General features: G+C 41.1%; 1 pseudogene. It reads left to right on the forward strand.

The features are described from left to right. Positions 1 to 258 (forward strand): annotated as a pseudogene (locus ACPYOJ_RS35815) (HlyD family secretion protein); the annotation flags it as partial.

Below are 258 nucleotides of genomic sequence, written 5' to 3' on the forward strand. Positions count from 1 at the left end.
ACCTATTCTTACGGCCAGGTACACGAAGAAACAGACGATGCACAGATCACCTCCAATATGGCTCCCGTAATTTCAAAAATTTCAGGATATGTAACGGAAGTAAAAGTAAAAGACAACCAGTTCGTAAAAAAAGGCGATACACTGGTAATCCTTGATAACAGAGATCAGAAAATGGCTCTTGAGCAGGCAGAAGCAGCTTTGTCTACTGCAAAAAGCAATATTTCAAACGCACAGGCGAGTACCTGTCTCTTATACACA

The sequence above is a fragment of the Rhizobium sp. SVR5-9E genome (genome assembly GCF_056755095.1).